The 23,077-nt window shown below is 71.4% G+C and carries 19 protein-coding genes; 2 read left to right on the top strand and 17 right to left on the bottom strand.

All coding sequences use genetic code 11. The features are described 5' to 3' along the window. The first annotated feature begins 84 nt into the window (after positions 1–84). Positions 85–1,197, top strand: a complete 1,113-nt coding sequence (locus tag OG802_RS09220) for a mechanosensitive ion channel family protein (protein WP_329408926.1) — start codon at positions 85–87, stop codon at positions 1,195–1,197. Positions 1,198–1,555: 358 nt separating this feature from the next. On the opposite strand, the gene OG802_RS09225 is transcribed toward OG802_RS09220, so the two are convergent. The 5 genes from OG802_RS09225 to OG802_RS09245 form a co-directional block, all read right to left on the bottom strand. Next, a complete protein-coding gene (locus OG802_RS09225; protein ID WP_329408927.1) occupies positions 1,556–3,142 on the bottom strand; it encodes a Na+/H+ antiporter in 1,587 nt (528 codons plus the stop codon). Positions 3,143–3,208: 66 nt separating this feature from the next. Next, positions 3,209–3,679 carry a GNAT family N-acetyltransferase gene (locus OG802_RS09230; protein ID WP_329408929.1) on the bottom strand — a complete coding sequence of 157 codons (471 nt, stop codon included), beginning with the start codon at positions 3,677–3,679 and terminating at the stop codon, positions 3,209–3,211. Next, positions 3,676–4,620, bottom strand: a complete 945-nt coding sequence (locus OG802_RS09235) for an RluA family pseudouridine synthase (protein ID WP_069772595.1) — start codon at positions 4,618–4,620, stop codon at positions 3,676–3,678. The genes OG802_RS09230 and OG802_RS09235 overlap by 4 nt, the downstream gene beginning before the upstream one ends. 128 nt (positions 4,621–4,748) lie before the next feature. Further along, a complete protein-coding gene (lspA, locus tag OG802_RS09240) occupies positions 4,749–5,345 on the bottom strand; it encodes a signal peptidase II (protein ID WP_329408931.1) in 597 nt (198 codons plus the stop codon). A 67-nt stretch (positions 5,346–5,412) separates the two neighbouring features. Further along, positions 5,413–6,468 (bottom strand): TraR/DksA family transcriptional regulator, encoded by a 1,056-nt coding sequence (locus OG802_RS09245; protein ID WP_329408932.1) that lies wholly within the window; start codon positions 6,466–6,468, stop codon positions 5,413–5,415. Positions 6,469–7,074: 606 nt separating this feature from the next. Here OG802_RS09245 and ileS point away from each other — a divergent pair. After that, entirely contained in the window at positions 7,075–10,218 is a 3,144-nt protein-coding gene (gene ileS / locus OG802_RS09250) for an isoleucine--tRNA ligase (protein ID WP_329408934.1), read from the top strand. Between the two features lie 212 nt (positions 10,219–10,430). On the opposite strand, the gene OG802_RS09255 is transcribed toward ileS, so the two are convergent. From OG802_RS09255 to OG802_RS09310, 12 genes are all read right to left on the bottom strand, one after another. Beyond that, positions 10,431–11,690, bottom strand: a complete 1,260-nt coding sequence (locus OG802_RS09255; protein WP_329408936.1) for a DivIVA domain-containing protein — start codon at positions 11,688–11,690, stop codon at positions 10,431–10,433. Between the two features lie 52 nt (positions 11,691–11,742). Further along, positions 11,743–12,027 (bottom strand): YggT family protein, encoded by a 285-nt coding sequence (locus OG802_RS09260; RefSeq protein WP_020129925.1) that lies wholly within the window; start codon positions 12,025–12,027, stop codon positions 11,743–11,745. A gap of 62 nt (positions 12,028–12,089) precedes the next feature. Beyond that, positions 12,090–12,731, bottom strand: coding sequence for a cell division protein SepF (locus tag OG802_RS09265; RefSeq protein WP_329408939.1), 642 nt, complete (start codon positions 12,729–12,731; stop codon positions 12,090–12,092). Positions 12,732–12,859: 128 nt separating this feature from the next. After that, the gene (locus tag OG802_RS09270) at positions 12,860–13,579 is read right to left on the bottom strand and encodes a YggS family pyridoxal phosphate-dependent enzyme (RefSeq protein ID WP_329408941.1); all 720 of its coding nucleotides are present in this window, start codon (positions 13,577–13,579) and stop codon (positions 12,860–12,862) included. Between the two features lie 5 nt (positions 13,580–13,584). Then, positions 13,585–14,313 carry a peptidoglycan editing factor PgeF gene (gene pgeF, locus OG802_RS09275; RefSeq protein WP_329408942.1) on the bottom strand — a complete coding sequence of 243 codons (729 nt, stop codon included), beginning with the start codon at positions 14,311–14,313 and terminating at the stop codon, positions 13,585–13,587. Next, positions 14,310–15,506, bottom strand: a complete 1,197-nt coding sequence (gene ftsZ / locus OG802_RS09280) for a cell division protein FtsZ (protein ID WP_256906829.1) — start codon at positions 15,504–15,506, stop codon at positions 14,310–14,312. The genes pgeF and ftsZ overlap by 4 nt, the downstream gene beginning before the upstream one ends. Before the next feature lie 277 nt (positions 15,507–15,783). Further along, positions 15,784–16,578, bottom strand: a complete 795-nt coding sequence (locus tag OG802_RS09285) for a cell division protein FtsQ/DivIB (protein WP_329408945.1) — start codon at positions 16,576–16,578, stop codon at positions 15,784–15,786. A 26-nt stretch (positions 16,579–16,604) separates the two neighbouring features. Then, positions 16,605–17,702 carry an undecaprenyldiphospho-muramoylpentapeptide beta-N-acetylglucosaminyltransferase gene (gene murG, locus OG802_RS09290; protein ID WP_329408947.1) on the bottom strand — a complete coding sequence of 366 codons (1,098 nt, stop codon included), beginning with the start codon at positions 17,700–17,702 and terminating at the stop codon, positions 16,605–16,607. A gap of 6 nt (positions 17,703–17,708) precedes the next feature. Beyond that, the gene (gene ftsW, locus OG802_RS09295) at positions 17,709–19,073 is read right to left on the bottom strand and encodes a putative lipid II flippase FtsW (protein WP_329408949.1); all 1,365 of its coding nucleotides are present in this window, start codon (positions 19,071–19,073) and stop codon (positions 17,709–17,711) included. A gap of 90 nt (positions 19,074–19,163) precedes the next feature. Beyond that, complete coding sequence (gene murD / locus OG802_RS09300) at positions 19,164–20,591, bottom strand: UDP-N-acetylmuramoyl-L-alanine--D-glutamate ligase (protein WP_329408951.1); 1,428 nt, start codon at positions 20,589–20,591, stop codon at positions 19,164–19,166. Next, the gene (gene mraY / locus OG802_RS09305) at positions 20,573–21,646 is read right to left on the bottom strand and encodes a phospho-N-acetylmuramoyl-pentapeptide-transferase (RefSeq protein WP_069772583.1); all 1,074 of its coding nucleotides are present in this window, start codon (positions 21,644–21,646) and stop codon (positions 20,573–20,575) included. The genes murD and mraY overlap by 19 nt, the downstream gene beginning before the upstream one ends. Then, positions 21,643–23,073 carry a UDP-N-acetylmuramoyl-tripeptide--D-alanyl-D-alanine ligase gene (locus tag OG802_RS09310; RefSeq protein ID WP_329408954.1) on the bottom strand — a complete coding sequence of 477 codons (1,431 nt, stop codon included), beginning with the start codon at positions 23,071–23,073 and terminating at the stop codon, positions 21,643–21,645. The genes mraY and OG802_RS09310 overlap by 4 nt, the downstream gene beginning before the upstream one ends. Positions 23,074–23,077: the final 4 nt, after the last annotated feature.

The following is a 23,077-nucleotide window of genomic DNA, read 5'->3' on the forward strand; positions in this document are numbered from 1 at the left end:
AGCCTGCGCTGACAGCGCCGCGCGTGCGCCTCCTCACAGAAGTGGCAGGTTCAAGGCCGGGTGGACCCGGTTACGTTCGAAGGCATGGAGAACCTGCTCCGCCCCGTGATCGTGGTGGGCGGATCGGTGGTGCTCACCTTCCTCATCGGCTGGGCCACCGACCGTCTGCTGTGCAAGGCCGACCGACGGCACCCCGAGACCTCACTCTGGGGGCTGCTGCGCCGTGGTCGCATCCCGTATCAGCTGGTGCTGTGCGCGGCGATGCTGAGAGGCTCCTACGACCAGGCGCAGATGCTGGAGGACCACAAGGTCGGCATCGGCCGCACTCTCACCCTGGTGCTGATCGGCTCGGCCGCCTGGCTGGTGATCCGGATCGCCGGGGCGGTCGTCGAGACGTCGTACTCGCACTACGCGCGCATGCACCGCGACGCGGCCCGGGTGCGCAGGGTGCGGACCCAGGTGTCGCTGATCATGCGGGTGGTCTCGGCCGTCGTCGGCACGGTCGCGGCCGCCGCGATGCTGCTGACCTTCCCCGCGATGCGCGCGGCGGGCGCCTCCCTGCTGGCCTCGGCCGGGATCCTCGGCATCGTCGCCGGTGTGGCCGCCCAGTCCACGCTGAGCAACCTGTTCGCCGGCCTGCAGATCGCGTTCGGCGACATGGTGCGCATCGGCGACACGGTCGTGGTGGACGGCGAGTGGGGCACGGTCGAGGAGATCACCCTGACCTTCCTGACCGTGCGCACCTGGGACGAGCGCCGCATCACGATGCCCGTGTCGTACTTCACGTCGAAGCCGTTCGAGAACTGGTCGCGCGGCACGCCGCAGATGACCGGCATCGTCTACTGGCACGTCGACCACGCGGCGCCGCTGGAGGCGATGCGGGAGAAGCTGCGCGACATCCTGCGCGAGTGCCCGGCCTGGGACGGCCGCGCCTACGGTCTGGACGTCACCGACACCACGCCCAACACCATGCAGGTGCGGGCGCTGGTCACGGCCAAGGACTCCGACGACATCTGGACGGTACGGGTCAGGGTCCGCGAGGAGATGATCCGCTGGCTGTCGAAGGAGCACCCGTACGCGCTGCCGCGGGTCAACACCGCGCACGCGGCCGTACCGCCGGGCCGTCTGCCGGCCCAGAGCTCCTCCCCCGACGGCGTGGCCCGCCGCACCTCCGAAGCACCCCGCACGCCCCGCTGAACGCCGAAACCGTCCCACGCCGCACGCCCCGCTGAACACCGAAACCGTCCCACCCGGCGCCCCCGCCGGCCGGGACGGCTTCGGCGGCCCCCCACGGCTTCGACGCGTCGGAGTGGCTTCGACGGCTGGAGTGCCTTCAGCGGCCGGAGTGACTTCGGCAGCCGGAGTGACTTCGGCGGCCGGAGTGACTTCGGCGGCCTGGAAGGTCGCGCGTCCCGGCGGCGACCAGGCGTGCGCCGGATGGCGGCCCTCGGCGCCGGGTGGCGGCCGTGCCGGCGAGGCGCGCGCCGCCCGCCCGGCCGGCGCGGGTCTCGCCGAGGCGCCTACCGCACAGCCCCGGCCGGACCGTCGGCCGGCCTCAGCGCAGGCTGCGCACGTCCAGGTGACGCAGCACCCGGTCGACGATCTCGGGGTCGGCGCCGGTCTCGTTGCGGGCGGCGACCACCTCGTGCCGGGCCGCGCTCAGCATCTCGTTCTGGATCCGCCGGACCCGCTTGAGCCGGCGCACCCGCTGCTCGTGACCCTCGCGCCGCTCGTCCTCCCCGACGTCCGGACTGATCCGCAGCCCGATGTCGAAGGCCCGGCGCAGCATCTGCTCGGCCAGTTCCTCGGAGAGGTCCTCCTCGGACTCGATCTCGCGCAGCCGCTTCTTCGCCGCCGTCGCGGCCCGCACCGCCAGCTCCTTCTCGAACTCCTTCTCCCGGCCGGTGTCGGCCTGCACGCCGAGCCGCTTCACCAGCCACGGCAGGGTGAGCCCCTGGAGCACCAGCGTCGCCATGATCACGCCGAACGCGATGAAGACGATCACGTCCCGTTCCGGGAAGGGGCCCCCGTCGTCGGTCTTCAGCGGGACGGCCAGCGCCAGCGCCACCGAGGCCACTCCCCGCATCCCGGACCACCACATGACGACGGTCTCGCGCCAGTTGGTCGGGATGTCCTCCAGGTGGTCCTTCCTGGCGTGCAGGCGTTGCGTCAGCCAGGTCGCCGGCATGAGCCACAGCAGCCGTACGACGACGACCACCGCCACGATCACCCCGGCCCACCCGAGCATCTCCTCCCACCGCCCGGCGGCCGTGCGGATCGCGTTGTGCAGTTCCAGGCCGATCAGTCCGAAGGCGACGCCCGTGACGAGGGTGTCGATGATGTCCCAGAAGGTGTGGCCGGCCAGCCGGGTCAGCACGTCGTCGGGATCGGTGGCGTACTCGGCGAGGAACAGGGCGGTCGTCAGCACGGCCAGCACCCCGGACCCGTGGAACTCCTCCGCCAGCACGTACGAGGCGTACGGCACCAGCAGCGTCAGGCCGATCTGCAGCGTGGTGTCACCGAGGACGTCCAGCAGCCGGTTGGCGCCCCAGCCGAGCGCGACGCCCACGACCACGGCCACCACGGCGGACAGCACCAGGTCGAGCCCGGCCCGCCAGGGCGAGAAGCTCCCGCTCACGGCCGCCGCGATCGCGACGTGGTAGAGCACGATGGCCGTGACGTCGTTGAACAGCCCCTCGCCCTCCAGGATGGACACCAGCCGGCGGGGCAGGCCGAGCTGTCCGGCCACGGCGGTCGCCGCCACGGGGTCCGGAGGCGCGACGAGCGCCCCCAGCGCGACGGCGGCGGCCAGCGGCAGGCCGGGCACGATGGTGTGGGCCACGGCCGCCACGCAGATCGTGGTGACGAAGACGAGCGCCACGGCGAGCAGGAAGATGGGCCGCACGTTCGCGGCGAACTGGCGCCAGGAGGTCCGCCGCACCGCCGCGTACAGCAGCGGCGGCAGCAGGAGGGGCAGGATCAGGTCGGGCGGGACTTCCACGTTGGGCACGAAGTCGAGCACCGCGAGGACGATCCCCAGCAGGGTCATCAGCACCGGAGCGGGCAGTCCGAACCGGTCCCCGACGGGGACGCTCACCACGGCCCCGAGCAGCAGGACGAACAACAGGGCCAACTGATCCACGGTCAGCGCTCCGGGTCTAGACGATCAAGAACCTCCGGACCCCCAGCGTCGCACGCCTCGCGCCCGCTACAGCGAACGCCGCATGGACCGGTGCGGGATGCCCGCCTCCAGGTCCTCCGGTCCGTAGGCCTTGTACCCCAGCCGTTCGTAGAATCCCAACGCGTGCGTCTGCGCGTGCAGGTCCACCGCCGCGAGCCCGCGCGCGCGTGCCGCGTCCTCGATGCCCCGCACCAGCGCCGCGCCGACGCCCAGCCCGCGCGCCTCGCGGGTCACGGCGAGCCGCCCCAGCGAGCCGACCGACGGATCGCCGGTCCTGGGCGCGGCCGCCTCGCCGTACAGCAGGCGTCCGGCGCCGAGCGGCCGCCCGTCGTCGGCGACCGCCAGCACGTGCACGGCGCCGGCGTCGTGCTCGTCGTACTCCAGGTCCTCGGGGACGCCCTGCTCGCCGACGAAGACCTCCTTGCGGACGGCGAAGCACGCCTCCCGGTCGGCGAGGTCCCCGGCGACACGCACCGTGTACGCGGGCGCGCCGGTCATCCGTAGGTCTCCTCGCGGACCTGGTCGAGGGCCTTGGCCAGGTCCTCGGGGTAGTCGCTGGCGAACTCCGCCCACTGCCCGTCGCCGGGGTGCTCGAAGCCGAGCCGCACGGCGTGCAGCCACTGCCGGGTGAGGCCCAGCCGCTTGGCGAGGGTGGGGTCCGCGCCGTACGTCAGGTCCCCCACGCAGGGGTGGCGGTGGGCGGCCATGTGCACGCGGATCTGGTGCGTGCGGCCCGTCTCCAGCTTCACGTCCAGCAGGGAGGCCGCGCGGAACGCCTCGATCAGGTCGTAGTGCGTGACGGACGGCTTGCCCTCGGCCGTGACCGCCCACTTGTAGTCGTGCTGGGGGTGGCGGCCGATGGGGGCGTCGATGGTGCCGCTGGTCGGGTCGGGATGGCCCTGGACGAGCGTGTGGTAGCGCTTGTCGACCGTGCGCTCCTTGAACTGGCGCTTCAGCGACGTGTACGCCCGCTCCGACTTGGCGACGACCATCAGGCCGGACGTGCCGACGTCCAGGCGGTGCACGATGCCCTGGCGCTCGGCCGCGCCGGAGGTGGAGATCCGGTAGCCGGCGGCGGCCAGCCCGCCGATCACCGTCGGCCCGCTCCAGCCGGGCGAGGGGTGCGCGGCCACGCCGACCGGCTTGACGATGACGACCACGTCGTCGTCGTCATGGACGATCTCCATGCCCTCGACCGGCTCGGCGACGATCTGCACCGGCGCCGGGGCCTGGGGCATCTCTACCTCCAGCCAGGCGCCGCCGCTGACCCGCTCGGACTTGCCGACCACCGAGCCGTCGACCATGACCTTCCCCGCCGCGGCCAGCTCGGCGGCCTTCGTACGGGAGAAGCCGAACATGCGGGAGATGGCGGCGTCGACGCGCTCGCCCTCCAGGCCGTCCGGCACGGGCAGGGTACGGATCTCGGGAATCGTGCTCACCCGTCGAGTATGCAGGACGGGCACGACACCGCCGCACGGCCCTGTGGACGACCGCCCCCGCCGGACGGCCGGATCGCGCCCCCGGGAGGCCGGTCCGGGCCCCCGCGCGCGGGGCTCGGGCGCGGGGCTCAGTCCTTGTGGACGGTGCCGTCCGGGTCCAGACCGCGGAACGACAGCAGCACGATCAGGATGCCGCCGCACACGATCGCCGAGTCGGCGAGGTTGAAGACCGCGAAGTGCTTCGGCGCGATGAAGTCCACGACGGCGCCCTCGAAGACCCCCGGCGCGCGGAAGATCCGGTCGGTGAGGTTGCCCAGAGCACCGCCCAGCAGCAGGCCCAGGGCGATCGCCCAGGGCAGGCTGTAGAGCTTGCGGGCGAGCCGGGCGATCACCACGATCACGGCCGCGGCGATCACCGTGAAGATCACGGTGAAGGCCTCGCCGAAGCCGAAGGCCGCGCCGGCGTTGCGGATCGCCTCGAACCGGAGCCAGTCCCCGACGATCTCGATCGGCGCGTGGTGCTCCAGCCTGGCGACCACGAGCATCTTGCTCACCAGGTCGAGCGCGTAGGCGAACGCGGCCACGGTGAAGAGCACGGCGATACGGCGCTTGCCCCCGGGCCGCGCCCCGGCGCCCTCCTGCTCACCCGGGCCGGACGACTGCTCCGGCTCGGATCCCGTCTCTGGGGTGTCCGGCGTACCGATGACGCGCTCCGCCTCTGCCACGTGAGTCCCTCAACCTAGGTGCCTGACTGAGGACGAGGGTACGGCACACCCCCCGGCCGTCAGGCGATCAGTACCGGCGCTCCTGCTTCTGCTTGCACTCGACGCACAGGGTGGCCCGCGGGAAGGCCTGCATGCGGGCCTTGCCGATGGCGTTCCCGCAGTTCTCGCACAGTCCGTAGGTGCCGGCGTCCAGCCGCTCCAGGGCGTGCTCGGTCTGGTCGAGCATCTCGCGCGCGTTGGCGGCCAGCGCCAGTTCGTGCTCGCGTGTGATGTTCTTGGTGCCGGTGTCGGCCTGGTCGTCGCCGGCGCCGTCCCCCGAGTCGCGCATCAGGCCCATCAGGGCCGCCTCGGACGAGGACAGTTCCGCGCGCAGCCTCTCCATCTCGGACTGCAGCTCCGCGCGGGCCTCCTCGACCTCCTCCGGCGTCCACGGATCCTCACCGGGGCGCACCGCCAGCTCGCCAGGCTCCGCCGCCGCGAGGCGTGCCTTGGGGACAGCGGTCTTCGCCGCCGTGGCCGTACCCGGAGTCTTCTTCGCAACCACAGTCGTGGCTCCCGTCTGCTCCGCGGCCGAGGCCGCGCCCACCTTCTTGGCCGTGTTCTTCCTGCCCGCGCTGGTCGCCGCCACGCCCTTGGAGCCGACGGCCTTCCCGGCCGCCGCCTTCGTGGCGGCGGTCTTCCCGGCGCCCGCCTTCTTCGCCGCCGTCCTCCCGGCGGCCGTCCTGCCGGCAGCCGCCTTCTTCGCCGCGGCCTTCTCCGCGGCCTTCTCCGGGGCCTTCTCCGGGGCGGTCACCGCCACGCCAGACGTCTGCGGGACGGTCTCCTCCGACACGGCTGCATCCGGGACGGCCTCCTCCGGGACGGTCTGCGCCACGCCGGTCCTCTTCGCCGCGGTCCTCTTCGCCGCGGCCCGCTTCGTGGCGGGCGCCCTCGCGGCCGCCGTCTTCGCCGCCGCCGTCTTCGCGGCGCCCGTCTTCGCGGCCGTAGTCTTCGCGGTCTTCCCCGCGGCGGCGGGCCGCGCCGTCTTCACGGCCCGCCCCGCCTTCGCGTCCCTGGCCGCGCCGGAGGCATCCGTGTCCCGGTCGGACGCCGACTGCTGTACGGCGGTCTTCTTCGCCACCATGGCCGCGGCCCCTTCACATATTGTGATCTTGCACGCGAATCGTGCTGGGACGATAAATCGACTTGGAGCCCGCGGCAACGGGGCACACCGCCCGATTCGCCCGCCTCGCGCACGCCACGCGGCAAGCCTGCCTGCGTTGTGCCCAGCTCCCCGCCCGGTAATCCGCCGGGCCGGACGTCCCGCGATCCGAACACGCACCCCTCCCCTTCCCGCCACCATTCGGGGCATAACGGACCCGATCCTGCGCCGTGCCCGGGGCCACCGCAAACCGGTCGGCCGCTGTCGTCGTCGCGCCGTACACTGGGCGCAGCGAGAAGCGTGGATGGGGACGAGTAGCGGCGTACGCAGCCCAGAGCGACCCGGGGACGGTGGGAGCCCGGGGGCGAGCGCGACGTGAAGATCACCCCGGAGCCGCCGGAAGAAGACCCCGCAGGGGTTGGTAGAACCGGCATCGCGACCCCAATGAGGGGGCTCACCGGAGCGCAGGCCGCCCCGGCGGGCCAAGGAGGGTGGTACCGCGGGAGCGCGCCGCACACGGCGTAGACAGGCAAGAAGGCTCTCGTCCCTCCGACGGAAGGCAGCACGTCCGCCGGAGGAAGCTCGCAGATGACAACGCCGCAGTACCGCCAGGTGCCCGCCCAGGTCGACCTGCCCGCCCTCGAGCACGCGGTGCTCGACTTCTGGCGCGAGCAGAAGATCTTCGCCAAGAGCCTGGAGCAGTCCCAGGGCCGCCCCGAGTGGGTGTTCTACGAGGGCCCGCCCACCGCGAACGGCATGCCGGGCGCCCACCACATCGAGGCGCGCGTCTTCAAGGACGTCTTCCCCCGCTTCCGCACCATGCGCGGCTACCACGTGGCCCGCAAGGCCGGCTGGGACTGCCACGGCCTCCCGGTGGAGCTGGCGGTCGAGAAGGAACTCGGCTTCAGCGGCAAGAAGGACATCGAGGCGTACGGCATCGCCGACTTCAACGCCCGGTGCCGCGAGTCCGTCCTGCGGCACACCGACGCCTTCTCCGACCTGACGACCCGCATGGGCTACTGGGTCGACCTCGACGACGCCTACGTCACGATGGACCCCGAGTACATCGAGTCCGTCTGGTGGTCGCTGAAGGAGATCTTCGACAAGGGCCTGCTGGTCCAGGACCACCGCGTCGCCCCCTGGTGCCCCCGCTGCGGCACCGGCCTGTCCGACCACGAGCTGGCGCAGGGCTACGAGACGGTCGTCGACCCGTCCGTGTACGTCCGTTTCCCGCTCACCTCCGGTCCGCTCGCCGGCCAGGCAGCGCTCCTGGTGTGGACGACGACCCCCTGGACCCTGGTGTCCAACACGGCCGTGGCCGCGCACCCGGAGGTCACCTACGTCGTCGCCACCGACGGCGAGGAGAAGCTCGTCGTCGCCGAGCCGCTGCTCGCCAAGGCGCTCGGCGAGGGCTGGGAGACTACCGGGCAGACCTTCACCGGCGCCGAAATGGAGCGCTGGACCTATCAACGTCCGTTCGAGCTCGTGGAGTTCCCGGCCGAGGCGCACTACGTCGTCAACGCCGAGTACGTCACCACCGAGGACGGCACCGGTCTGGTCCACCAGTCCCCCGCCTTCGGCGAGGACGACCTCAAGGTCTGCCGCTCCTACGGCCTGCCCGTGGTGAACCCGGTCCGCCCGGACGGCACCTTCGAGGAGTCCGTGCCGATGGTCGGCGGCGTCTTCTTCAAGAAGGCGGACGAAAAGCTCACCGAGGACCTCCAGCAGCGCGGCCTGCTGTTCAAGCACATCCCCTACGAGCACAGCTATCCGCACTGCTGGCGCTGCCACACCGCGCTGCTCTACTACGCGCAGCCCTCCTGGTACATCCGCACGACGGCCGTCAAGGACCGTCTGCTTCAGGAGAACGAGAAGACCAACTGGTTCCCCGACACCGTCAAGCACGGCCGGTTCGGCGACTGGCTGAACAACAACATCGACTGGGCGCTGTCCCGCAGCCGCTACTGGGGCACCCCGCTGCCCATCTGGCGCTGCGAGGACGACCACCTCACCGTCGTCGGCTCGCGCGCGGAGCTCACCGAGCTGACCGGCACGGACCAGTCGGAGCTGGACCCGCACCGCCCGTTCATCGACGCCGTCACCTTCGCCTGCCCGCACGAGGGCTGCGGTGCGACGGCCACCCGCGTGCCGGAGGTCATCGACGCCTGGTACGACTCGGGGTCGATGCCGTTCGCGCAGTGGGGCTACCCGTACAAGAACAAGGAACTGTTCGAGTCCCGCTACCCGGCCCAGTTCATCAGCGAGGCCATCGACCAGACCCGCGGCTGGTTCTACACGCTGATGGCGGTCGGCACGCTCGTCTTCGACAAGTCCAGTTACGAGAACGTCGTCTGCCTCGGCCACATCCTCGCCGAGGACGGCCGCAAGATGTCCAAGCACCTGGGCAACATCCTCCAGCCGATCCCGCTGATGGACCAGCACGGCGCCGACGCGGTCCGCTGGTTCATGGCGGCCGGCGGCTCTCCGTGGGCGGCCCGCCGGGTCGGCCACGGCACCATCCAGGAGGTCGTCCGCAAGACGCTCCTGACGTACTGGAACACGGTCGCCTTCCAGGCCCTGTACGCCCGTACGTCGGGCTGGGCGCCCAGCGGGGCCGACCCGGCCCCGGCCGAGCGCCCGCTGCTCGACCGCTGGCTGCTGTCCGAGCTGCACGCCCTCACCGACCAGGTGACGCAGTCGCTGGAGGCCTACGACACCCAGCGCGCCGGCAAGCTGCTCTCCGCCTTCGTCGACGACCTGTCCAACTGGTACGTCCGCCGCTCCCGCCGCCGCTTCTGGCAGGGCGACAAGGCGGCGCTGCGCACCCTGCACGAGGTCGTCGAGACGGTCACCAGGCTGATGGCGCCGCTGACCCCGTTCATCACCGAGCGGGTCTGGCAGGACCTGGTCGTGCCGGTCACCCCCGGCGCCCCGGAGTCGGTGCACCTGTCGTCCTGGCCCGAGGCGGACCTCTCGGCGATCGACCCGGAGCTGTCGAAGCAGATGGTCCTGGTCCGCCGTCTGGTGGAGCTGGGCCGCGCCACGCGCGCGGAGTCCGGCGTGAAGACCCGCCAGCCGCTGCGCCGCGCGCTGGTGGCCGCCGCCGGGTTCGACGCCCTCTCCCCCGAGCTGCACGCGCAGATCACGGAGGAGCTGAACGTCGAGTCCCTGGCCTCGCTCTCCGAGGTGGGCGGCTCGCTGGTCGACACCACCGCCAAGGCCAACTTCCGCGCGCTGGGCAAGCGGTTCGGCAAGCGCGTCCAGGACGTGGCCAAGGCGGTCGCGAACGCCGACGCGGCCGCGCTCTCCCTCGCCCTGCGCGAGGGCACGGCGTCCGTCGAGGTCGACGGCGAGACGATCACGCTGGCCCCCGACGAGGTGATCATCACCGAGACCCCGCGCGAGGGCTGGTCGGTCGCCTCCGACTCCGGCGCCACGGTCGCCCTCGACCTGGAGATCACCGAGGAGCTGCGCCGCGCGGGCCTGGCCCGTGACGCGATCCGGCTGATCCAGGAGGCCCGCAAGAACAGCGGCCTCGACGTGGCCGACCGCATCGCGCTGCGCTGGAGCGCCACCGACCCGGCCACGGCAGACGCCCTGTCCGGGCACGCCGGTCTCATCGCCGACGAGGTCCTCGCCACCGACTTCGCCCGGGGCGAGGCGGACGACTCCTACGGCGCCCCGTTCACGGACGAGGCCCTGACCCTCACGTTCCGCCTGCGCAAGGCCTGAGGCCGCACGAAGGGCCCGGCTCCCCTCGACCCGTCGGGGGAGGCCGGGCCCTTCGTCGTGCCGGCGGGGGGACGCGGTGCGGACGCGGGCGTCGGCGGCGTCGGCGGCGTCAACAGCAACGTCAACACGCGTAAAAGGGGCGGGACCCCGGATCGTGATCCGGGGTCCCGCCCCTTTGAACGCTGCCGACGCCTAAGGCGTACTACTGGCCGTCAGTTGTCGTCCTCGTCGATGAGGAAGCCGCGCATCGGCGAGGGAGCCTGGCCCATCGGGGAGGGACCCTGCGGACGTACCGGAGCCATCGGCTGAGTCATCGCCGGGGACATCTGCTGCTGACCGCCGTAGGACGGGGCGGCCGGACTGGGAGCGCCCATGCCCGGGTTGCCGCCGTACGACGGGGCGCCGGCGCCGGCCGGAGCCATCGAGGGCGCCGGGGACGGCGGCAGGGAGGCCGCGGCCGGGGTGCGCGGCGGAGCGAGCGAGTCGTCGGCCTGGGTCTCCAGCTGGCGCAGCTGGGACTCGAGGTACGACTTCAGACGCGTGCGGTACTCGCGCTCGAAGCCGCGCAGGTCCTCGACCTTGCGCTCCAGCGTGGCGCGGGCGGACTCCAGGGAGCCCATCGCGACGCGGTGCTTCTCCTGCGCGTCCCGCTCCAGGGCGTCGGCCTTGGCACGGGCGTCGCGCTCGAGACCCTCGGCGCGCGAACGCGCCTCGCCGACGATCTTGTTGGCCTCGGAACGGGCCTCGGCGATCGCTTGGTCGGCGGTCTGCTGGGCCAGCGAGAGGACACGCGCGGCGCTGTCGCCACCGGGAGCCTGACCGGGGCCGCCCATCGGGCCGCCCATGGGGCCGCCCATCGGACCGCCCATCTGCTGCTGCATGGGGGGCTGGCCGCCCATGCCCTGGCCCATGGGGCCGCCCTGGCCCATCGGACCCTGACCCATCGGACCCTGGCCCATCGGGCCGGGACCCTGCGGGCCACCCTGTCCGCCGGGACCGGCGGGCAGCTGCGGTGCACCGCTCGGCAGCTGGGGCGGGCCGCCCATGGGGCCGCCCATCTGCTGCTGCGGCGGGCCAGATATGCCGGCGGGCACCGGAGCGCCCGGACCTCGCATGCCCTGCTGCGGCATCCCCTGCGGAGGCATCCCCTGCTGGGGCATGCCGCCTTGCTGCATACCGCCCTGCTGCATGCCGCCTTGCTGCATGCCGCCCTGCTGCATGCCGCCCTGCTGGGGCATGCCGCCCTGCTGCTGGTCCTGCTCGGGGGGCTTGCGCATGTTCTGCTGGTTCTGGGCAGCCGCGCGCGTGGCCGCCGCCAGTTTGGCGCGCAGGTCCTCGTTCTCGCGGAGCAGGCGCGTCAGTTCGGCTTCGACCTCATCGAGGAAGGCATCGACCTCGTCCTCGTCATAGCCTTCTCGGAGGCGGACGGTCGTGAACTGCTTGTTCCGCACGTCCTCGGGGGTCAACGGCATCTCTTCACCTCAACGTAGTCGTCGGCATCGGCAAGACGGTAGTTCACATCGCTCACAGCCGGCTCACGATCGAGATCAGGATGTAGACGATGATCATCAGTACGAAGAAGGACAGGTCGAGCGCCACGCCCCCGAGACGCAACGGCGGGATGACCCGCCGCAGAAGCTTGAGCGGTGGATCGGTGACAGTGTAAGTGGCCTCCAGAACGACCACCATCGCCTTGCCGGGCTGCCATGAGCGGGCGAACTGGAAGACGTAGTCCATGACCAACCGGAAGATGAGCACGATGAGGAAGACCATCAGCGCGATGTAGACGACATCCAGGACCACGCTCATGTTCGGTGCTTCCCTCTCCCCTGCTCTGTGCTGCTCTGTGCCGCTTGTTCCGGTCGTGCGTCTCAGCTCTGGTTGAAGAACCCGCCCTCTGCGATGCGGGCCTTGTCCTCCGCCGTGACATCGACGTTAGCAGGCGACAACAGGAACACCTTCTGCGTCACCCGCTCGATGCTGCCGTGAAGACCAAACACCAAACCGGCCGCAAAGTCGACAAGTCGCTTCGCGTCTGTGTCATCCATCTCAGTCAGATTCATGATCACCGGGGTGCCCTCACGGAAGTGTTCCCCGATGGTACGGGCCTCGTTGTAGGTCCGGGGGTGAAGCGTGGTGATCCGGTAAGGCTCTCGTTCGGACACGACCTTGGGCATGATCACCGGTGCGTTCTTCTCCAGGGACTGGCGTTCTTGTGTGATGGATGCCACGGGCGCGATACGCGCCGGACGTCCGGATTCCGCGGGGAGCGAAGCGGAACGGGCCGCCGGCTCACGCGGAGCGGGCGGCTGCACGATGCGCACCTCTTCGTCCCTTTGGGACTGATGCGCTCCGTGTGACTGGTGGGACGGCTCGTGCCGCCGGTGATCCCGTTCGGGTTCCGGGTCGAGCTCGGGTTCGAAGTCGTCGTCGGGGTCGAATCCCCGGCCGTCGTACCCATCGTCCTCCACGAGGCCGAGGTAGACCGCCATCTTGCGCATCGCGCCGGCCATGCTCTGAGTCCTCCGCTCTGTGGTGGATCGACTTCCGACTGCCAAGTCCCGCGATCCACGTGGCCCTTCTGTCCGCCTTTCGGCGGTAATGACCATATTTTCTACTGTGGTCCGACTTCCTGGCGACGTTACCCGAGCCCGGCGCGGACTCCGAGTACCGCGGTGCCGACGCGTACATGTGTCGCTCCGGCCGCCACGGCCTCCTCGAGGTCCGCACTCATCCCTGCGGACACCATGTTCGCAGCAGGATGGACTCGGCGCAGGTCAGTCGACAAATCCATCAACCGCCCGAACGCCGCCCGTTGGCGTCCCGCGTACTCCCCGGTCAGAGGTGCGACGGTCATCAGTCCGTCGATCCGCAGCCCCGGTGAGCCGGCGATCAGGTCCGCCAACTCCGCGACGCCGCCCGGGGCCACGCCTCCGCGCTCGCCCCGCTCGCTCGCCCCCGCGTCCAGGGCGACCTGGACGAGGCAGCCCACCTCGCGGCCGGCCCGCACGGCCTCCTTCGACAGGGCCGTCACCAGCCTGGCGCGGTCCACGGACTGCACCACGTCCGCGTAACCCACCACGGACCGCACCTTGTTGGTCTGCAACTGGCCCACGAAGTGCCAGCTGAGCGGCAGGTCGGAGCACTCGGCCGCCTTGGGCGCCGCGTCCTGGTCCTTGTTCTCGGCGACGTGCCGCACGCCGAGCCCGGACAGGATCCGCACGTCGCTCGCCGGGTAGGTCTTGGTGACCACGATCAGGGTCACGTCCTGCGGCGCGCGCCCGGCGGCCGTGCACGCGGCGGCGATGCGCTCGCGCACTTTCGCCAGATTCGCGGCGAGTTCGTCCTCACGGTCCGTCATGTGCCTCAGTCCAGCCAGACATATCCCGCGAGTCGCCCCGTGGTGCGATCGCGGCGGTACGAGAAGTGGTCGTCCGACTCCCGTGTGCACACGGGCGAGTGCTCCCGGTCGTGCACCCCGAGCCGCTCGAGCTGCGCGTGCACGCCGGCGCTCACGTCGACCGCGGGAGTGCCCCAGCCCGTCTCGGCGTGCGCCGCCGGTTCGACGGCGGCCACCTCGGCGCGCATCTCCTGCGGCACCTCGTAGCACCGGCCGCACACGGCGGGTCCGGTGCGGGCCACGATCCGGGCGGGCTCGGCGCCGAGCCGCTTCATGGCGTCGACGGCGGCGGGCACGATCCCGGCGACCATGCCCGGCCGTCCGGCGTGGGCCGCGGCGACCACCCCGGCGACCGGGTCGGCCAGCAGCACCGGCACGCAGTCCGCCGTCAGCACGGCGAGGGCGAGTCCGCGGGCCGCGGTCACCAGTGCGTCGACCGCGGGGACGTCCGCGGTGGTCCACGGTCCGGCGACCTCGGCCACCTCGTTGCCGTGTACCTGGTTCATCCAGACGACCCGGCCCGGGTCCAGCCCGAGCGACGCGGCCGCCAGTCCACGGTTGGTCCGCACGGCGTCGGGGTCGTCGCCGACCGCTCCGCCGAGGTTGAGCTGCTCATACGGAGCGGCGCTCACCCCGCCCCACCGGTCGGTGAAGGCGAAGTGCGCGCCGCTCACGCTCTCGCGCTGTCCTATCACTTCAGGAAGTCCGGCACGTCCAGTTCCTCGGCCGCGCTGTCCGTGTAGGTCCGCGACGGCGGCACCGGCGGCGAGACCGAGAGGTCGGCCGCGGGCTCGGGGGCCGGCTCCGGCTCCTCCTTCGGCGTGACGCTGCCGAGCGAGCCGAACGACGGACGGCTCTCGGGCTGCCGTACCGGGGTGGGCTCCTCCCGGCGGGCCGAGGACGAGGACGAGCCCATGACGGTCTCCCGGCGGGCCGGGGGCTGGCCCCCGTCGAAGCCGGCCGCGATCACGGTGACCCGGACCTCGTCACCGAGCGCGTCGTCGATGACCGCGCCGAAGATGATGTTGGCCTCGGGGTGCGCGGCCTCGCTGACCAGCTGGGCGGCCTCGTTGATCTCGAACAGGCCGAGGTCGGAGCCGCCGGAGATGGAGAGCAGCACGCCGCGGGCGCCGTCGATGGAGGCCTCGAGCAGGGGCGAGGAGATCGCCATCTCGGCGGCGGCCACCGCGCGGTCGTCCCCGCGGGCCGAGCCGATGCCCATGAGGGCCGAGCCGGCCTCGGACATGACCGACTTGACGTCGGCGAAGTCGAGGTTGATCAGGCCGGGGGTGGTGATGAGGTCGGTGATGCCCTGGACACCGGAGAGCAGGACCTGGTCGGCCGACTTGAACGCGTCCAGGACCGAGACCTGGCGGTCCGAGATGGACAGCAGCCGGTCGTTGGGGATGACGATGAGGGTGTCGACCTCTTCGCGGAGTTCGGCGATGCCGTCCTCGGCCTGGTTGGCGCGTCGCCGGCCCTCGAAGGTGAAGGGGCGGGTGACCACGCCGATGGTGAGGGCGCCGAGGTTGCGCGCGATGTTGGCCACGACGGGCGCGCCGCCGGTGCCGGTGCCGCCGCCCTCGCCGGCCGTCACGAAGACCATGTCGGCCCCCTTGAGGACCTCCTCGATCTCCTCGCGGTGGTCCTCTGCGGCCTTGCGGCCGACGGCCGGGTTGGCGCCGGCGCCGAGTCCGCGGGTGAGTTCGCGGCCGACGTCGAGCTTGACGTCGGCGTCGCTCATCAACAGCGCCTGCGCGTCGGTGTTGATGGCGATGAACTCGACGCCCTTGAGACCGACCTCGATCATCCGGTTGATGGCATTGACACCACCGCCGCCGACACCGATGACTTTGATGACTGCGAGGTAGTTCTGCGGTGCTGCCACGTCGAAGGCCTCTCGCCTCGAGTTACGTGTCGTCGGCTCGCAGGTGGTGCGATGCGACGACTGATGCCGAATGGGACGGTCCGTTTCGCCGACCCGAACCCTAACGCTGAAGTTTAGGGTTACCAGTGTGTCCGTTCCTTGGAGTCTTCTGAACAGGACACTAAGTCGACACGTGGCGCCCGTTCAACGAACACGCCGAACCTCCCGTTTTTCTTTTCACCCTATGTGATCAGCCGTGTCGCTGCCCAACCAGGGTGCTGGCCTGCGCGGATGTGCGTCAACTCCCTGATGACGCAGGGGCGGTGGGAGCGCTCACGTCGAAGTGCCGCGCGCCCGGGGCGGCTTTCATGAGGGCGGTCAGCGCGCGGCCCTTCGCGGCGCCGTTCTCGGCGCTTCCCCAGGCAACCGTGCGGCCGCGCCCCAGGTCCAGCGAGATGTCGTCGTAGGAGCGGACCTTGACGGCGCGGGTCTCCCGCGCGACGGCGGACGGGAGCGAACGGGCGGCCATGACGGCCTCGCGCACCAGTCGCTCCGCGCCGAAGCGGCGCAGGCTCGCCGCGGCCGAACGCGAGGAGGAAAGGGCCGTTTCGAGAAGCGGCACCCCGGCGGGGGCCTTGGAAACCGTGGCGAAACGGACTCCTTCGTCGTCGACTTCCACGAACTTCGCCCCTTTGCGCACCAGCAGGACCGGCGTGCGTTCGGTCACTTCCAGGTCGATTCCGTGCGGCCAGGAACGCACCACGTCGACCGAGTCGATCCGGGGGAGTTCCCTGCGCAGCCGCGCCTCGATCGCGCCGGTGTCGACGGAGACCAGCGGCGCCCCGACCGGCACGTCGGCGGCCTCGCGCACCTGCTGGGGCGTGAGCACCGCCGTGCCCGAGACGCCGACGCTGCGCACCCGCAGCCACTGCGAGCCGTACAACGCCCAGACGGTGCCGGCGCCGAGGAGCACGACGGCGCACGCCAGGATGATGATCGTACGAAGTCGACGCGTCATCCGTCGCCGGGCGGGGGGCGGGCCGGAGGACTCCCGCTGGCGTGCACCGCGCTCGGCGGTGTCTGGTCCGGCCACGCTCCCTGCCCTTTCGTCGGACGTGCCTAGCGGTGTGCGCGCGAGGCGGCGATCGCCTCGTACACCATGCCGACGAGCAGGTCGTCGGCGTCGCGGCGGCCGAACTCACCGGCCGCGCGGGACATCTCGTACAGCCGGTGCGGGTCGGCGAGGACGGGCAGGACGTTCTCCCGGACCCAGTCGGGAGTCAGTTCCGCGTCGTCGACCAGCAGCCCGCCGCCCGCCTTGACCACCGGCTGGGCGTTCAGCCGCTGTTCGCCGTTGCCGATGGGCAGCGGGACGTAGGCGGCCGGGAGCCCGACGGCGGACAGCTCGGCGACGGTCATCGCGCCCGCCCGGCAGAGCATCATGTCGGCGGCGGCGTACGCGAGGTCCATGCGCTCGACGTACGGTACCGGGATGTACGGGGGCATCCCCGGCATCTGCTGCACGTGCGGCAGTTCGTTCTTCGGGCCGACCGCGTGCAGGATCTGGATGCCGGCCTGCTGGAGCCACGGCGCGACCTGCTGGACGACCTCGTTGAGGCGGCGCGCGCCCTGCGAACCGCCGGAGACCAGCAGGGTCGGCAGGTTGGGGTCGAGGCCGAACATGTGCCGGGCCTCGGGGCGGGCCGCGGCCCGGTCCAGGGTGGCGATGGAGCGGCGCAGCGGGATGCCGATGTAGCGGGCGTCGCGCAGCTTGCTGTCGGGCGTGGAGACGGCGACCCGGGCCGCGTAGCGCGAACCGATCTTGTTGGCCAGGCCGGGGCGGGCGTTGGCCTCGTGGACGACGATCGGCACGCCGAGGCGCTTGGCGGCGAGGTAGGCGGGCAGGGCCACGTAACCGCCGAAGCCGACGACGGCGTCCGCCTTGGTGCGCTCCAGGATCTGCTCGGCGGCCTTGATCGTGCCGCGCAGCCGGCCCGGGACCGTGATCAGTTCAGGGGTGGGCTTGCGCGGCAGCGGGACGGCGGGGATCAGCGCCAGCTCGTAGCCGCGCTGCGGGACGAGCGTGGTCTCCAGGCCGCGCTCCGTGCCCAGGGCCGTGATCCCCACACCGGGGTCCTGCCTGCGCAGGGCGTCCGCGAGGGCGAGCGCGGGCTCGATGTGGCCGGCGGTCCCCCCGCCGGCGAGTACGACATGCACCGAAATTCACCGCTCTCCGGACGGGCGCGCCGCCGAGGCACGCCGTCGCATCGTGTTCCATCTCCGGGGACTGCGGTCGAACGCCGAGCCCCCCGACCCCCGCTTTCTACCAAAGCGGGGGTGCCGCATCGCAAGCGCCGCCCGCGCAGCGGGTTCGTCGCGTGCGAAGGCGATCAGCAACCCGATGGCGAACATGGTCGGAAGCAGGGCGGAGCCCCCGTAGGAGAACAGCGGGAGGGGGACGCCGGCGATCGGCAGCAGGCCGAGCACCGCACCGATGTTGATCACCGCCTGAGCGGTGATCCAGGTGGTCACACCTCCCGCGGCGTACCTCACGAAGGGGTCCTCCGTGCGTCCGGCCACGCGGATACCCGCATAGCCTAGAGCCGCGAACAGGGCGAGCACCGACAGCGTCCCCGCGAGACCCAGTTCCTCGCCGGTGATGGCGAAGATGAAGTCGGTGTGCGCCTCGGGGAGTTGACCCCATTTCTCCACACTCGCACCGAGTCCGGAGCCGAAGATCCCGCCGGAGGCCAGGGCGTAGATCCCGTGCACGGCCTGCCAGCAGGCGTCGCCCGGGCCGGGATCGGTGGCGCCGATGCACTGCAACCGCGCCATGCGGTTCGGGCTGGTCTTGATGAGGATCACGCCGAGGGTGGCGGCGATCGACAGGACCCCGACGAAGAGCCGGGTGGGCGCCCCCGCGAGCCACAGCAGGCCGAACAGGATCGCCGTCAGGATGATCGCCGTGCCCATGTCGCCGCCCAGCATGATCAGTCCGAGCAGCATGAACGCGACCGGCACCAGCGGCACCAGCATGTGCTTCCACTGCGCGAGCAGGTTCCGCTCCTGTTTGCGGGCGAGGAGGTCGGCGCTCCACAGGACCAGCGCGAGCTTGCCGAACTCGCTGGGCTGGATCTGGAAGGAGCCGCCGAGCGAGATCCAGTTCTGGTTGCCGTTGACCGACATCCCTATCCCCGGCACCTGCACCAGCGCCATGAGGAAGACGGCGCCCGCGAGGATCGGGTAGGCGAGCCCGCGGTGCAGTTTCACCGGCATGCGCGACGCGACGAGCAGCAGCACGGCGCCGATGGAGGCGGCCAGGAACTGTTTGCGGAAGAAGAACGAGCCGGGCAGCGACATCTGCAGCGCGGTGATCTGGGAGGCCGAGTAGACCATCACGAGGCCCAGCACGGTGATCAGCAGGCTGCCGCCGAAGATCAGGTAGTAGGCCGTCAGCGGCCGGTCCCAGGCCTTCCTGAGACGCGTGTGGAGCCGTCGCAGGGGGTTGTCGCGGCCGGACCGGGAGGGGGCGGCGGGTCGGCGGACGGTCCGCTGGACGGGCGGACGCCCGGTTCGGCTACCGGGCATCTTCCGCTCCGTACCCGCTGAGTCGTCCGCCGCAGGTCGGCCGTGACGTTCCCACGCGTCCCTCCCAAGGTCGCCCGGCAGGCGGCCGGGTCAGGCGCCGAGTTCGCGAACGGCCTGTGCGAACGCGTCACCGCGCTGGTTGTAGTTGACGAACATGTCCATGGAGGCGCAGGCCGGGGCGAGGAGCACCGTGTCGCCCGTGACGGCGAGGCGGCGGGCCTCCCGGACAGCCGCGAGCATCGCCCCAGTGTCGGTCCGGTCGAGGTCGACGACGGGTACTTCCGGGGCGTGTCGCGCCAGGGCTTCGCGGATCAGGGCGCGGTCGGCGCCCATGAGGACGACGGCGCGCAGGCGGGGGGCGGACTCGGCGACGAGTTCGTCGAAGGTCGCGCCCTTGGCGAGTCCGCCGGCGATCCAGACGATCGACGGGTAGGCCGCCAACGAGGCCTGCGCGGCGTGGGTGTTGGTGGCCTTGGAGTCGTCGACGTAGGCGACGCCGTCCACGTCGGCCACGTGGGCGATGCGGTGGGCGTCCGGGGTGAAGGCCCGCAGACCGTCCCGGACGGCCTTGGCGGGCACCCCGAAGGCGCGGGCGAGGGCCGCCGCGGCGAGGGCGTTGGCGATGTTGTGCGGGGCGGGCGGGTCGACGTCCTCGACCTCGGCGAGTTCCTGGGCGTTCTTCTGCCGGTTCTCGACGAAGGCGCGGTCGACCAGGATGCCGTCCACCACGCCGAGTTGGGACGGGGCGGGCGGGCCCAGGGTGAAGCCGACGGCCCGGCAGCCCTCCTCGACGTCCGCCTCGCGCACCAGGTCCTCGGTGGCCGGGTCGGCCACGTTGTAGACGCAGGCGACCTGATTGCCCTCGTAGACGCGCCCCTTGTCCTGGGCGTACGCCTTCATCGAGCCGTGCCAGTCGAGGTGGTCGGGGGCGAGGTTGAGGACGGCGGCGGAGTGGGCGCGCAGCGAGGGCGCCCAGTGCAGCTGGTAGCTGGAGAGTTCGACGGCGAGGACGTCGTACTGCTCGTCGCCGGTCACCGCGTCCAGCAGGGAGACGCCGATGTTGCCGACGGCGGCCGTGCGCAGTCCGGCGGCCTCCAGGATGCAGGCCAGCATCCGGGTGGTGGTGGTCTTGCCGTTGGTGCCGGTGACGCACAGCCAGGGGGCGGCCGGCCTGCCGTCCAGCCCCCTGATCCGCCAGGCGAGTTCGACGTCGCCCCAGACCGGGACGCCGGCCGCGCGCGCCGCCGTGAACAGCGGCTTGTCCGGCTTCCAGCCGGGTGCGGTGACGACGAGTTCGGCGCCGTCGGGCAGGGTGTCGCCGTCGCCGAGGCGCACGGTCACGCCCAGCGCCTGGAGATCGGCGGCCTGCTCCCGCGCGCGGGCGTCGTCGCCGTCGTTGACGACGGTGACGTGCGCGCCGAGCCCGTGGAGCACCTTGGCCGCCGGTACGCCGGAGACGCCGAGCCCGGCGACGGTGACGTTCTTCCCCTGCCAGTCGGTCACTTGTCCGCTGCCCATCCCGCGTAGAAGAGGCCCAGTCCGACGATCACACAGATGCCCTGGATGATCCAGAAGCGGACCACGACCAGGACCTCGGACCAGCCCTTGAGTTCGAAGTGGTGTTGCAGTGGCGCCATGCGGAAGACGCGCTTGCCGGTGAGCTTGAAGGAGCCGACCTGGATGACCACCGACATGGTGATCAGCACGAACAGGCCGCCCAGGAGGGCGATCAGCAGCTCGGTGCGGGAGCAGATCGCCAGCCCGGCGAGCACGCCGCCGAGCGCCAGCGAACCGGTGTCGCCCATGAAGATCTTGGCCGGCGAGGTGTTCCACCACAGGAAGCCGAGGCAGGCGCCCATCAGCGCCGAGGCGATGACCGCGAGGTCCAGCGGATCGCGCACCTCGTAGCAGGCGCTGGGGTTGGTCAGCGTCTCGCCGTTGGCGCAGGACTCCTGGAACTGCCAGACGCCGATGAACGTGTAGGCGCCGAAGACCAGGACGGAGGCGCCGGTGGCGAGGCCGTCCAGGCCGTCCGTCAGGTTCACGCCGTTGGACATCGCGAGGATCATGAACAGCGCCCAGACCACGAACAGCACGGGGCCGATCGTCCAGCCGAAGTCCGTGATGAACGACAGCTTGGTGGAGGCGGGCGTGTTGCCCCGGTTGTCGGAGAACTGGAGCGACAGCACCGCGAAGGCGATGCCGACGATCAGCTGGCCGGCCATCTTCGCCTTGGCCCGCAGGCCCAGCGAACGACGCTTGACGATCTTGATGTAGTCGTCGAGGAAGCCGACCAGGCCCATGCCGCACATCAGGCCCAGCACCAGCAGGCCGGAGTAGGTCGGCGGCTTGCCGGTGATCACCTTGGACAGGAAGTACGCGGCGACCGTCGCGAAGATGAAGGCGATGCCGCCCATGGTCGGCGTACCGCGCTTGCTGGCGTGCTCGCGCGGGCCGTCGTCGCGGATGTACTGGCCGTAGCCCTTGCGCGCCAGCAGCTTGATCAGCAGCGGCGTTCCGACCAGCGTCAGGAAGAGGCCGATCACACCCGCGAACAGGATCTGATTCATCATCGGGTGGCGACCTCACCCTCGGCGCCGGTCGCGAGCAGCGCCTGCGCGACGCTCTCGAGGCCGACCGAACGGGACGCCTTCACGAGCACGACGTCCCCCGGGCGCAACTCGCTGCGCAACAGGTCGACAGCCGCCTGTGCGTCGGACACGTGCACCGACTCCTCACCCCACGAACCCTCGTTGTATGCGCCCAGTTGCAGCCAGGCGGCTTCCCTGCCCCCGACCGCGACGAGCTTGCCGACATTGAGCCGGACGGCGAGCCGTCCGACCGCGTCGTGCTCGGCGAGCGCCTCGTCCCCCAGCTCGGCCATCTTGCCGAGCACCGCCCAGGTCCGGCCCCCCGTCGCCTGTGAGGCTCTGCCCATTGCCGCGAGCGCGCGCAGGGCGGCTCGCATGGACTCGGGGTTCGCGTTGTAGGCGTCGTTGACGATCGTCACGCCGTCCGGGCGCTCGGTGACCTCCATACGCCAACGGGAGAGGGAGCCCGCCTCGGAGAGCGCGGTGGCGATCTCAGCTGCGGACATGCCCAGCTCATGGGCGACGGCGGCCGCGGCGAGCGCGTTCGACACGTGATGCTCACCGTACAGGCGCATGGTCACATCGCTGCACCCGGAGGGTGTGCGAAGACTGAAGGCGGGCTGTCCGCTGTCCGTGAGTCGCACGTTCTCGGCCCGAACGTCCGCTTCGCCGGACTCTCCGAAAAGGACCACCTTCGCCTGTGTACGGGAGGCCATGGCGCGGACCGCGGGGTCGTCGGCGTTGAGGACGGCGACGCCGCCCTCGCTCGCCGGCGGAAGGGACTCGACCAGTTCGCCCTTTGCCTGTGCGATCTGTTCGCGGCCGCCGAACTCGCCGATGTGGGCGGTGCCGACGTTGAGCACGAGGCCGATCCGCGGGGGCGTCAGTCCGGTGAGGTAGCGGATGTGCCCGATGCCGCGGGCCCCCATCTCCAGCACGAGGAACCGGGTCTCCTCGGTGGCCGACAGCGCCGTCAGCGGCAGTCCGATCTCGTTGTTGAGCGAGCCGGGCGTGAACACGGTCGGCGCCTTGCGCCGGAGCACCTGGGCGATGAGGTCCTTGGTGCTGGTCTTGCCGGCCGAGCCGGTGAGACCGACGAGGGTCGCGCCGAGCGTGTGCACGACGTGCCGGGCGAGGGCGCCGAGCGCGGTCTGGACGTCGTCCACGACGATCGCGGGGACGCCGACGGGCCGTGAGGCCAGTACGGCCGCCGCGCCCGCCTCGACGACCTGGGCCGCGTAGTCGTGGCCGTCCACGCGTTCGCCGACGAAGGCGACGAAGAGGCTGCCGGGCTCCACTTCACGGGAGTCCCGGACGACCGGTCCGGTGATCCGCACGGACGGATCCGGTATGTCGTGCGTCTGCCCGCCGACGACTGCTGCGATCTCGGCGAGGGAGAGGGCGATCACAAGT

The organism is Streptomyces sp. NBC_00704 (assembly GCF_036226605.1).
Lineage (GTDB): Bacteria > Actinomycetota > Actinomycetes > Streptomycetales > Streptomycetaceae > Streptomyces.